This is a genomic window from Bradyrhizobium sp. ISRA442, assembly GCF_038085055.1.
In the GTDB taxonomy this organism is placed as follows: domain Bacteria; phylum Pseudomonadota; class Alphaproteobacteria; order Rhizobiales; family Xanthobacteraceae; genus Bradyrhizobium.
On the sequence record NZ_JALGCN010000005.1, the window covers coordinates 189,334 to 201,760 of the forward strand.

Genomic DNA, 12,427 nt, shown 5'->3' on the forward strand with positions numbered 1-12,427 from the left:
GACTGACTCTTTCTTCGAAACGCACCGGCAACGACGCCACAGCGTTCGACCTGACCTATGAGCTGGGGAAAACGACATGGCGGTAAATTTGCGCCGCGCAGCGGGCATTGCTGCGCCGATTGGACTTCTGTCCGTCATTGCCTCGCCGGCGCGCGCGGCGACGAGCGACATCAATACCGCCGACACCGCCTGGATGATCGTCGCCACCGCCCTGGTGCTGATGATGACGATCCCAGGGCTCGCGCTGTTCTATTCCGGCATGGTGCGCAAGAAGAACGTGCTTGCCACCATGGCGCAGAGCCTCGCCGCGGTGACGCTGATCTCGATCCTCTGGGTCGCGTTCGGCTATTCGCTCTGCTTCGTCGGCGACGGCCCGTGGCTCGGTACGCTCGACCGCTGGTTCCTTGCCGGCATGACGCTGGACAGCGTCAATCCGGCCGCGAAGACGATTCCGGAAGCGCTGTTCATGCTCTACCAGATGACCTTCGCCATCATCACTGTGGCGCTGGTGGCGGGCTCGGTCGCCGACCGCATGCGCTTCTCCGCTTATCTGTTGTTCTCCATCGCCTGGTTCATCTTCGTCTACATTCCGCTGGCGCATTGGGTCTGGGGCGGCGGCTTCCTCGCCAGCACGGGCGTGTTGGATTTCGCCGGCGGCCTCGTGGTGCATCTGTCGGCCGGCACGGGCGGCCTCGTCGCGGCGAAGGTGATGGGACGCCGTCATGGCTACGGCACCGACAATCTCTCGCCGTTCGATCTCTCGCTCGCCGTGATGGGCACCGGCCTGCTGTGGGTGGGCTGGTTCGGCTTCAACGGCGGCTCGGCGGGCGCGGCCAACGCGCGCGCGGTGATGGCGATCATCGCGACGCATCTTGCGGCCTGCTCCGGCGCAGTAACCTGGGGCGCGATCGAATGGTCGACGCGGCGCAAGCCCTCGGTGCTTGGCATGATCTCGGGCGCGGTCGCCGGGCTCGGCACAATTACGCCGGCCTCGGGCTTCGTCGCGCCCTGGCACGGCATCGTCATCGGCGTAATTGCCGGAGCGGTCTGCTATTGGGCCTGCACCTGGCTGAAGCACCGCTTCAAATATGACGACTCGCTCGACGTGTTCGGCGTCCACGGCATCGGCGGGCTGACCGGCACCCTGCTTGCCGGCGTGTTCGCGACCAGCGCCATCGGCGGGGCCGCCGGCCTGCTCGAGGGTCACCCGCAGCAGCTTCTGATCCAGCTTTATGGCGTTGCCGTCACCTTCGTGTGGTCGGCGGGCGTGAGCTTCATCCTGCTCAAGCTGGTCGCCCTGTTCGTGCCCTTGCGCGTCTCGCGTGAGCACGAATTGGAAGGTCTCGACATTTCCCAGCACGGTGAGGCATTGCAGTAGTTCGGTGCGCTTCCTGCCGGTCGCTCCAAGCACCGGACAGCCTCAGATTCTCGGGGCTTGCGCAACACATAAGTGTGTGCTTATGTGTTGTCATGATCGAAGCCGACATCTTCAGGGCGCTGGCCGACCCGACGCGCCGAAAGGTCTTTGAAAGGCTCGCTGGCGGAAGCCTGAATGCCAGCGCTTTGCGCGACGGATTGGAGATCAGCCAACCGGCGATGTCGCAGCATCTCGCGGTTCTGCGTGCAGCAGGTCTCGTGCGCGAACAGCGGCAGGGCCGCTTTGTGAACTACGAGGTCGATCCGAACGGCATCGCCACCATCGGGACATGGCTTGCGCGCTACCGAGCCTACTGGCCGAAACGCGTGGAAGCGCTCGCCGATCTCTTGAAGGATATGGATCAATGAGCGACGCAGTGAAGCCGGATCAGCCCGACGCAGCCCTGGTTCTCGAATATGACCTCGATGCACCGCCAGCAAAGGTCTGGCGTGCCGTCACCATTCCGGCCCTGCGCGAGCGCTGGCTGCCGGATGCCGACCTTGCGGGCGCCGAGCTCGAATCATCGGTCGCGGGCGAAGAGGTGCGTTACCGGCTCCGCGATTCCGAGCCCCCTTTTCGAGAAAGCCACGTCACCTTCAGGATCGAACCGAACGAGTCCGGCGGCACTCGGTTTCGCATCATCCAACAAGCCTGCGACGTCAACGAAAAGCTGCCGCGGCCGGCTAACACCAATTGCCGCCTGATGCGCGCGGCCTGATCGCGCTTTAGCGATAATACGACTTCATCCCCTGTAGAAACGGAGGTCGCAGATGCGCGACATGCTGCAACTCGTGCCTATGGTCGTCGAACAGTCCAGCCGCGGCGAGCGATCCTTCGACATCTACTCCCGACTCTTGCGCGAGCGCATCATCTTCCTCAATGGCGAAGTCAATGATGCAATGTCCGGACTCGTCTGCGCGCAGCTCCTGTTCCTGGAGGCAGAGAACCCGAACAAGCCGATCAATCTCTACATCAACTCCTATGGCGGCGTGATTACCAGCGGACTTGCGATGTACGACACCATGCAGTTCATCAAGGCGCCGGTCCATACGCTATGCATGGGCACCGCGCGCTCCATGGGGTCCTTCCTGCTGATGGCCGGCGAGCCCGGTCACCGCGCCGCCCTGCCCAACGCGAGCCTTCACGTGCACCAGCCACTCGGCGGATTTCAAGGCCAGGCGTCTGACATCATGATCCATGCCACCGAAATGCAGGAAACGAAGCGGCGCATCATCCGGCTCTATGCGCAACATTGCAGGCGCCCCGAGGAGGAGGTGGAACGGACCCTTGACCGCGACCACTTCATGACCGCGCAGCAAGCGGTCGAATGGGGACTGATCGACAGGGTTTTCGCGGAACGCGACGCCGCCTGATGGTCGACCTTCCACCGAATACCATTCGGCTGCCTCACCGCCGGCGTGGGCTTTGTCCTGCTCAAGCTGGTCGCTCTCGAATGCCATTGCGCGTGTCCCGTGAGCACGAGCTCGAAGGGCTCGACATTTCGCAACATGCCAAGGCCCTGCGGTAGCGCCTACCCTTACCCACACTAAAATACCGTGCTGCTGCCCGACACGTGAGCAACATTGTGTCGGCAGCCTGTCATGCCTGCACTTTGAGCAGGCATGATTACGTTTTGAGCGCGACGTAATAGCGCACTGCGGCACACCACCCGCCAAACGCGGAAAGCCCCGCATTCATAGTCGGTTAGGCAAGGCGGACGATCTGGCACGGCATTTGATTCTAAGGGTCCTGGCTGTGCCCGCGTAGTGAAACTTCTCCTCGTGGCGAACCAGTCGAGAAACGCCCGGCCATGTCCGGACCGGGCCCAAGCGGGGATAGGACCCATGAAAATTGTTATGGCGATTATCAAGCCATTCAAGCTGGAAGAAGTCCGTGACGCCCTGACCGCCATCGGCGTTCACGGTCTTACGGTGACGGAAGTCAAGGGATACGGCCGTCAGAAAGGCCATACGGAAATCTATCGCGGCGCCGAATACGCCGTGAGCTTCCTGCCCAAGATCAAGATCGAAGTCGCTGTCGCCTCCGGGCAGGTCGACAAGACCATCGACGCCATCACGTCCGCCGCGAAAACCGGACAGATCGGCGACGGCAAGATCTTCGTCATCAACCTCGACCATGCGGTCCGCATCCGCACCGGCGAGGCCGACGCCGCGGCCCTTTGATTTCGCGCTCAACCTTATCCAATCAGGAGTGAATACAATGACGTTTAAGCGTCCCTATGGCGCGGGATTGGCGGCTCTCGCAGTCGGCATGTTCGCTGCGACCGCAGCCTACGCCGAGCCAACGGTCAACAAGGGAGACAACGCCTGGATGCTGACATCGACAGTGCTCGTGCTGTTGATGACGATCCCGGGCCTCGCGCTGTTTTATGGCGGCCTCGTCCGCTCCAAGAACATGCTCTCGGTCTTGATGCAGGTGTTCTACACCGTCTGCGTCGTCACCGTGATCTGGGCCGTATACGGCTACAGCCTCGCCTTCACCGGCGGTTCCGACTTCATCGGCGGCTTCTCCAAGGCCTTCATGATGGGCGTCACGACCGACTCGAAGGCCGCAACCTTCAGCGTGGACGCCAACATCTCGGAGCTCATCTACATGTGCTTCCAGATGACCTTCGCGGCGATCACGCCCGCCCTCATCGTCGGCGCCTTCGCCGAGCGCATGAAGTTCTCGGCGATCGCCCTGTTCATCCCGCTCTGGGTCACGCTGATCTACTTCCCGATCGCGCACATGGTCTGGTACTGGCCCGGCCCGGACGCGATCCAGGATGCGGCCAAGGCGCTCGCTGCGGCGGGTGATGCGGCGGCGAAGACCGCGGCGCAGGCCAAGCTCGACGAGATCAGCGCCGACGCCGGCTGGATCTTCAAGAAGGGCGCGATCGACTTCGCGGGCGGCACCGTCGTTCACATCAACGCCGGTATCGCCGGCCTGGTCGGCGCTCTCCTGATCGGCAAGCGCATCGGTTACGGCAAGGACCTGATGGCGCCGCACTCGCTGACCATGTCGATGATCGGCGCTTCGCTGCTCTGGGTCGGCTGGTTCGGCTTCAACGCCGGCTCCAACCTCGAAGCCAATGGCGGCGCAGCCCTCGCCATGACCAACTCCTTCGTCGCCACCGCAGCCGCCGCGCTGTCGTGGATGTTCGCGGAGTGGATCGTGAAGGGCCACCCGTCGGTGCTCGGCGTCATCTCCGGCGCGGTCGCGGGCCTCGTCGCGGTCACTCCGGCGGCCGGCTACTCCGGCGTGATGGGCGCGATCGTCCTCGGCCTCGTGGTCGGCGTGGTCTGCCTGTTCTTCTGCACCGTCGTGAAGAACGCGCTCGGCTACGATGACTCTCTCGACGTGTTCGGCGTGCACTGCATCGGCGGCATCGTCGGCGCCCTCGGCACCGGCATCCTGGTCAACCCCGCCCTCGGCGGTGCAGGCATCGTCGATTACACGGCGATCCCGCCGAAGGTTGCCGATTACGACTTCGCGGCGCAGATGATCGCGCAGGCTACCGGCGTCTGCACCACGCTGGTGTGGTCGGGCATCGGTTCGGCGATCCTCTACAAGGTCGTCGATGTGATCGTTGGTCTGCGTACCAACGTCGAGAGCGAGCGCGAAGGCCTCGACATCACCGAGCACACCGAGCGCGCCTACAACATGTAACTCTCCTCCCGGGCGCGATCTCCTCGGAAATCGCGCCCAGAACTACGGTTTGGGCACATACCCGGCAATGCCCCGACCGTTGAGGGGCTCCAGCGCAAGTTGGAGCCCCTTTCTTTTTGACGCGCCGCACAGTCCCGGCAGATGAACTGCCGTAAGCCAAATTGCATAATGCCAAGATTGGCGAATATCATGCTCCCGATTTGGAGCGGAATTTCATGCGTTTGTTGCAATTCCTGGCTTTTTGCTTCCTGTTGCTTGCTCTGTCGGCCCTTGATGCCCACGCGGACAAGCGCGTCGCGCTGGTGATCGGCAACGGCGCCTACAGGAACGTTCCCGCCCTGACCAATCCGACCAATGATGCGGCTGACGTCGGAGCGGCACTGAAGCGAGCGGGATTCGAGCCCCTGGTCGCGACCGATCTCGATCAGGCCGCAATGCAGGACACCGTGCTTCGCTTTGCGCGTGAGGCCCGCGGTGCCGACGTGGCCCTGTTCTATTACAGCGGGCACGCGCTCCAGTTCGCCGGCGTCAATTATCTTGTACCTGTCGATGCCGTCGTCCGTGACGAGGTCGATTTGCGGCGTCTGGTGCGTGCTGACGAAATCCTTGCGGATCTGCAGCAGGCGAAGAACCTGCGGATCCTTGTGCTCGACGCCTGCCGCGACAACCCCTTTGCCGACGAGCTGCGGCGGAACGTGGGGCAGGGCCGCGGCGTGACGGTGGCACGCGGGCTGGCCAAGATGGAGAGCCCGGACGGCACGATCATCTCCTATGCAACCCAGGCCGGGCGGACCGCCGATGACGGCGACGGCCGTAACAGTCCCTATACCAGCGCGTTCCTCGAGCATATCCGCGACAGGGACAACATCAATACGGTGTTTCAGACCATCAGCGCCGGCGTCTACCAGCGCACCAACGGCTCGCAGGTGCCCGAGCTTTCGCTGTCGTTCTTTGGCGAGTACTACCTGAACGGCAAGCCCGAGACCGCGGCGCTAGCCCCATCGGCGCCGCCCCAGTCCGATCCCTGTGCGGATGCCGGAGATCATTGGCGCAGCGCGGAAGCCCTCGGCACGCTTGCGGCATTCAAGGACCACCTCGTACGCTTCCCGGCTTGCGCATTCGCCGACCTCGCGAAATCCCGTATCGCAGCGCTGACAAAATCCGCAGATGACGTAAAGCGCAGCGCCGCCTTCGACGGAACCTGGATCGGCAAGGAGACCTGCGAGAGCAAGCCACCATTCCCGGAGGGCTATTACCAGTACGCCCTGCGTATCAAGGATGGGGTGCTTCACGCCGTCTTTGGCGACGAAGGCAAGCCCGGCTCGTCCGTCTATGATGGAAGGATCGAGGCCGATGGCAGCGCGAGCATCACTGTCAATGGTCTCTTTGGCGAGAACGATCCGCTGCGCCGTCCCGCCGGCAGTCCCTACCAGTACAAGATCGTCCTCGCGCTGAAGGAGGCGAGCGGAGCCGGCGTTCGCACCGAGACTGCGCGGCCCTGCCGGATGGAATTGTCGAAACTGGCACCCCAGGGCCCGAATGCAAACCCGGCTCAGACTGATCCGAAACGGGCCACAAAGCGCGACGACAAGACGGCCGTGGTCTCGCCCGAACAGCGGGAAGGTGGAAAGGCCCGGCAGACCGGTGGCGGGCTGAGCTGCTCGGCGATGCGAAGCAGGTGCGCCGTGGCGTGTGTCAGTCTCGGTGGCCGCGCGGATTGTGCTTCAACCGCTTGCCCGCGGCTGGAAGCAGAGTGCATGAGCAGCGGATGCTGGTATGGCCGAGGGTTCAGCGGCTGCGGGCTTGCCAGGAGATAGCTGCCACAGGACCGTTGCGGGGCGATGTCTTTTTTGCCGGCACGCGCGAAAGAAAGGGATTGCCATTCGGAGCAGGCGGCGCAGAAATATCGACCTCAACGAACAACTAAAGGGAGGTCGCCATGCGACTGGAAGGTGGATGCTATTGCGGCGAGGTGCGCTATGTCGCCGAGGGCGACCCCATGATGCAGGCGCAGTGTCATTGTCGCGAGTGCCAGTACATCTCGGGCGGTGCGCCCAACACCTTCATCGCGATGCCAGCGGCCGGATTCAGCTACATCACCGGACAGCCCAAGCAGTTCACCCGCAAGGACATTGAACGCGCCGTCACGCGCGAATTCTGCGCCGAGTGCGGCACCCATCTGGTCACCAAGGTTCCAGGCCTTCCCGCCGCGATCCTGAAAGTCGGCACGCTGGATGAGCCCGCGCAATTCAAGCCGCAGATGGCGATCTACACCTGCGACAAGCAGGAATTCCATCAGATCCCGACAGGCATCCCGACATTCGAGAAGCTGCCCGGCCATTAGCCGTTCGCGTCTCTCGTCGTGCCCGGCTCGTCCCGGGCATCTTGGGGCAACGGGAAGGGTTGTGGATGGCCGGGACAAGCCCGGTCAGACGGCGCGGATATACTCGGCGACGGCCCTGCGTGCCACGCGACAGCATCCCGCCATCGGGAACCGGCGGTCCTCGCCAAGGGCGCATCCTCTTGTTCCGGTCTAATTATTCCGGTCTGGACGGACCCACCCGCCGATGGTTAATCGCGTCTTAACCTCGCCCTATCTATGGTGAACTGAACCGCTTCCCGCCGGCGCCTTTTCCGTGACCGGCAGTTCCAAGAGTGCTGGCGCCCAACGAATGGCTATGACCGCTTCATCCCGTGCGCCGCTGGGCGGTGGAAGCTCCGATACCGAACGCTCGCCGTTCATCCGGCTGAACGAACTATTGGCGCCGTACCAGCCGGGTAAGCCACTGATTACGCTGGCAGTTGGGGAGCCCCAGCACCCGGTGCCGGACTTCGTCGGCCCAGTCCTGGCAAAGCATACCGCCGATTTCGGCCGTTATCCCCTTGCCAAGGGCATCGAGCCGTTCCGCAAAGCCGCCAGCGCCTGGCTGTCGGCGCGCTTCAATCTGCCGCGCCCGATCGACCCCGAGAGCGAGATCCTCGTTCTCAATGGCAGCCGCGAAGGGCTGTTCTTCGCCGCGATCACGGCCGCGCGCTATGTCGGGCCGCGTCCCGGCAAACCCGCGATCCTGATGCCGAACCCGTTCTACCCGGTCTATGGCGCCGGCGCCCGCGCGGCCGCTTGCGAGCAGATTTATCTGCCGACCACGGTCGAGAACGGCTTCCTGCCGGATCTCGATGCGATCGACGAGGCGACGCTGGCGCGCACGGTGGCGTTCTACCTGGCCTCGCCCGCCAACCCGCAGGGCTCGGTCGCCTCGCGCGACTATTTCATTCGCTTGAAGCAGCTCGCCGATCGCCATGGTTTCGTGATCCTGAGCGACGAGTGCTATTCGGAGATCTACACCCGCGACGCGCCGGGCAGCGCCCTCGAATGCGCCGGCCCCGACTTCACCCGCGTGGTCGCGTTCCAGTCGCTGTCGAAGCGTTCGAACCTGCCGGGCATGCGCGTCGGCTTCGCCGCCGGCGACAGGAAATTCATCAGCATGTTCCTCGAGCTCCGCAACGTCGCGGCGCCGCAGGTGCCGGTGCCGCTGCAGCATGTCGGCGCGGTCGCCTATGGCGACGAGGCGCATGTCGAGGAGAACCGCAGGCTCTACCGGATCAAGTTCGATCTCGCCGACCAGATCATCGGCAATCGTTACGGCTATCGCCGGCCCGACGCCGGCTTTTGCGTCTGGCTCAACACGTCCGAGCTCGGCGACGACGTGGCCGTGACCGTCAAGCTCTTCAAAGAAGCCGGCGTGCGCGTGGTGCCGGGCAGCTATCTGGCGCGGCTGCAGCCCGACGGCTTCAATCCGGGTGCAGGCTTCATTCGCCTCGCGCTGGTACAGGATGGTGAGACCACGGCGGCGGCACTGCACCGCCTGGTCGAGACTCTGGGTTAGGCGGGGCCCATGAGCATGTCGGCAATCGAACGTGTCATTCCACTGGTGGGCCATCTGCCGCCCTCGATCCGCGAGGCGCTGACGCGGCGCCTGCGCGAGCTCACCGGCCTCGGCCTGATCGCCCTGTCGGGCGTCGCCGCGACCGCGCTGATGACGTGGTCGGTGCAGGACCCCAGCCTCAGTCACGCGACCTCGCGACCGATCCGCAACATTCTCGGCTATGCCGGCGCGATCGGCGCCGACCTTGCGATGCAGATCCTCGGGCTCGGCGCGATCATGCTGGTCCTCACCGTCGCGGTTTGGGGCTGGCGCATGCTGACCCATCGTCCGTTCGACCGCGAGGCGCTGCGGCTCGGCTGCTGGATTCTCTGCACGGCGATTGGGGCAGGCTTCGCGAGCTGCTGGCCGCATGGCGGCGCGTGGCCACTGCCGACCGGGCTCGGCGGCGTCGTCGGCGATGCGCTGGTGCGTGCGCCCGCCGTGATCTTCGGACCGCCCGGCGTGATCTACCGCATGGTGCTCGGTGTCATCCTGTTCGTCGCGATGACCGCGACCTTCCTGATCGCTTGCGGCCTCGGCGCGCGCGAGCATGACGAAGAGCTCGGGCCGATCGAGAACGACGATACGCCGCTCGATGACGAAGAGGAGTCCGATCGCGGCTCGGTCTCGCTGGGCTGGCTGTTCCATGCGCTGATGAGCACGAAGGCGCGGCTGATCTGGTTGCTCGGCACCGCCTATCGCGCGCTGGTCTCGAGTGGGCCCAAGGCCCGCGCCGCCTCGTTCGAGCGTCAGGAGCCCAATCTCGGCGGCGGCCGCGCCGCCCCCTCGATCTCGCCGCAGTCCGAAGACGACGAGGAGGACTACGAGGACGAGCACGAAGAGGAAGAAGACGAGGAAGAGGAAGAGGAGGCGCCGGCCGCGCGTGGCCCGCGCAAGAAGGCCGCGCCGAAGACGCCAGCGAAGAAATCTTCCGACAAGTTCGACCTTCCGTCCGTCTCCATGCTGGCGGCGCCGAAGGCTGCCGATCGCCAGCCGCTCAGCAAAGCCGAGCTCGAGGCCAATTCGCGCGCGCTCGAAGGCGTGCTCCAGGACTTCGGCGTGCGCGGCGAGATAGTGAAGGCCAATCCGGGTCCGGTGGTCACGCTGTACGAGCTGGAGCCTGCGCCCGGTATCAAATCCTCACGCGTGATCGGCCTGTCCGATGATATCGCCCGCTCGATGAGCGCGCTGTCGGCGCGCGTCGCCGTCGTTCCCGGCCGCAACGCCATCGGCATCGAACTGCCGAACGCGCATCGCGAAAAGGTCTACCTGCGCGAATTGCTCGTCGCGAAGGAGGCGACCGAGACGGTGGCAAAGCTTCCGCTCTGCCTCGGCAAGACCATCGGCGGCGATCCCGTCATCATCGATCTGGCGCGCACGCCGCACATGCTGATCGCCGGTACCACCGGCTCCGGTAAGTCTGTCGCCATCAACACCATGATCCTCAGCCTGGTCTACCGGCTGCGTCCCGACCAGTGCCGGCTGATCATGGTCGACCCGAAGATGCTCGAACTCTCCGTCTATGACGGCATCCCCCATCTGCTTACGCCCGTCGTGACCGATCCGAAGAAGGCCGTGGTCGCGCTGAAATGGGCCGTGCGCGAGATGGAAGAGCGCTACAAGAACATGGCCAAGCTCGGCGTGCGCAACATCGACGGATACAATGCACGCCTGCTCGAAGTGAAAGCCAAAGGCGAGGAGCCGACGCGCACGGTCCACACCGGTTTCGACAAGGAGACCGGCAAGGCGATCTACGAGGAAGAGAAGCTCTCGCTCGAGCCGCTGCCCTATATCGTCATCATCGTCGACGAAATGGCCGACCTGATGATGGTCGCGGGCAAGGACATCGAAGGCGCTGTCCAGCGTCTCGCGCAGATGGCGCGTGCCGCCGGCCTGCACGTGATCCTCGCCACGCAGCGTCCATCGGTCGACGTCATCACCGGTACCATCAAGGCGAACTTCCCGACCCGCATCGCCTTCCAGGTCACCTCGAAGATCGACAGCCGCACCATTCTCGGCGAGATGGGCGCCGAGCAACTGCTCGGCCAGGGCGACATGCTCTACATGGCCGGCGGCGGCCGCATCAGCCGCGTGCACGGCCCGTTCGCGTCCGACGAGGAGGTCGAGAAGGTGGTGCGTCACCTCAAGACCCAGGGACAGCCGGAATATCTCGAGGCGGTCACCGCCGAAGAGCCCACAGAGGACGAGGATGGCGCGGTGTTCGATGCCACCGGCATGGGCGCGGATGGCGGCGGCGACCTGTTCGCGCAGGCAGTTGCGATCGTCAAACGCGACCGCAAGGCCTCGACCAGCTACATCCAGCGCCGCCTGCAAATTGGCTATAACCGCGCTGCATCGCTGATGGAGCGCATGGAACTGGAAGGCATTGTCGGACCCGCCAACCACGCGGGAAAGCGCGAGATTCTGGTCGAGGAAGAAGACAGCCATATGTGAGGCAAGCCGCCTCGGAATGCTATTTTCACGCAAAAACGATCTCCGCTTTTGCCCAAAATCACGGTAAAAGGGCGCCCAGCCAAACAGGACGACGTGTTGACCAGACATCCGGACATTCGATTCGCTGCCTCCGTCGCTGCGCGAAGCGTGCGCGTCGTGGGCGTGCTTCTCGTCACCGCCGCGATGGCGACCGCGACGTCGTTTGCGCAGAATGTGCCTGTTCCAAAGCCTGCGCCGAAGGGCCGCGATGGCGGATCTGGCTCCGATGCCCAGCGTGGGCCGACGACGACGGGCGCGACGCACACGCCGCCGAATCCGGTAATCCCGGATCCGCGCCGCAACGTGCCGAGCAGCATCTTCCAGACTTTCGATGCGAACCAGAAAGCCCAAGCCGCCAAGGTGAGCGCCTATCTGTCGTCGTTGCAGACGCTGGTCGGGAATTTCGTCCAGGTCGGTCCCGACGGCAGCAAGACGCAGGGCGACTTCTACATCCAGAAGCCGGGCAAGGTGCGCTTCGAATACGATCCGCCGAGCCCGATCGACATCATCGCCGACGGCTCGTCGCTGGTCGTGCGCGACCGCAAGCTCGCGACGCAGGATGTCTATCCGCTGTCGCAGACGCCGCTACGCTTCCTGCTGTCGGACCGGATCGACCTGATGAAGGATACCAACGTCGTCAATGTCACCGCCGACGACGTCTTCGTCAGCGTCACCATCGAGGAGAAACAGGCGCTGGTCGGGACCAGCCGCCTGCTACTGATGTTCGGTGCCAAGGACGGCCAGCTCAAGCAGTGGACCGTCACCGACCCGCAGGGCTACGACACCACGATCGCGGTCTACAATCTCGATTCGACCAAGAAGCTCGATCCCGGCATGTTCAAGATCGACTTCACCAATTACGGCCCGGCGCCGGGTTGAGAATCGTAGGGTGGGTCAGCGAAAGCGTAACCCACCAAGCCTC

At 64.1% G+C, this 12,427-nt stretch carries 11 protein-coding genes; all 11 read left to right on the plus strand.

All coding sequences use genetic code 11. The features are described from left to right. The first annotated feature begins 76 nt into the window (after nt 1–76). The 11 genes from MTR72_RS13155 (at nt 77) to MTR72_RS13205 (ending at nt 12,384) form a co-directional block, all read left to right on the plus strand. Nucleotides 77–1,378: an ammonium transporter gene (locus MTR72_RS13155; RefSeq protein ID WP_280967541.1), complete on the plus strand. Its 1,302-nt coding sequence runs from the start codon at nt 77–79 to the stop codon at nt 1,376–1,378. 92 nt (nt 1,379–1,470) lie between these two features. Further along, the gene (locus MTR72_RS13160; RefSeq protein WP_280967540.1) at nt 1,471–1,785 is read left to right on the plus strand and encodes an ArsR/SmtB family transcription factor; all 315 of its coding nucleotides are present in this window, start codon (nt 1,471–1,473) and stop codon (nt 1,783–1,785) included. Beyond that, entirely contained in the window at nt 1,782–2,135 is a 354-nt protein-coding gene (locus tag MTR72_RS13165; RefSeq protein ID WP_280967539.1) for an SRPBCC family protein, read from the plus strand. The genes MTR72_RS13160 and MTR72_RS13165 overlap by 4 nt, the downstream gene beginning before the upstream one ends. 52 nt (nt 2,136–2,187) lie before the next feature. Further along, entirely contained in the window at nt 2,188–2,790 is a 603-nt protein-coding gene (locus MTR72_RS13170; protein ID WP_280967538.1) for an ATP-dependent Clp protease proteolytic subunit, read from the plus strand. Nucleotides 2,791–3,261: 471 nt separating this feature from the next. Next, the gene (locus MTR72_RS13175) at nt 3,262–3,600 is read left to right on the plus strand and encodes a P-II family nitrogen regulator (RefSeq protein ID WP_280967537.1); all 339 of its coding nucleotides are present in this window, start codon (nt 3,262–3,264) and stop codon (nt 3,598–3,600) included. A gap of 37 nt (nt 3,601–3,637) precedes the next feature. Beyond that, nucleotides 3,638–5,086 carry an ammonium transporter gene (locus MTR72_RS13180; protein WP_280967536.1) on the plus strand — a complete coding sequence of 483 codons (1,449 nt, stop codon included), beginning with the start codon at nt 3,638–3,640 and terminating at the stop codon, nt 5,084–5,086. A 215-nt stretch (nt 5,087–5,301) separates the two neighbouring features. Further along, complete coding sequence (locus tag MTR72_RS13185) at nt 5,302–6,903, plus strand: caspase family protein (protein WP_341510398.1); 1,602 nt, start codon at nt 5,302–5,304, stop codon at nt 6,901–6,903. Between the two features lie 122 nt (nt 6,904–7,025). Further along, entirely contained in the window at nt 7,026–7,430 is a 405-nt protein-coding gene (locus tag MTR72_RS13190; RefSeq protein ID WP_280967534.1) for a GFA family protein, read from the plus strand. A 328-nt stretch (nt 7,431–7,758) separates the two neighbouring features. Continuing rightward, nucleotides 7,759–8,973, plus strand: coding sequence for an aminotransferase class I/II-fold pyridoxal phosphate-dependent enzyme (locus tag MTR72_RS13195; protein WP_280967533.1), 1,215 nt, complete (start codon nt 7,759–7,761; stop codon nt 8,971–8,973). A gap of 9 nt (nt 8,974–8,982) precedes the next feature. Continuing rightward, nucleotides 8,983–11,466 carry a DNA translocase FtsK gene (locus MTR72_RS13200; protein WP_280967532.1) on the plus strand — a complete coding sequence of 828 codons (2,484 nt, stop codon included), beginning with the start codon at nt 8,983–8,985 and terminating at the stop codon, nt 11,464–11,466. Between the two features lie 183 nt (nt 11,467–11,649). Then, a complete protein-coding gene (locus tag MTR72_RS13205) occupies nt 11,650–12,384 on the plus strand; it encodes an outer membrane lipoprotein carrier protein LolA (protein ID WP_280971162.1) in 735 nt (244 codons plus the stop codon). The last annotated feature ends 43 nt before the right edge of the window (nt 12,385–12,427 follow it).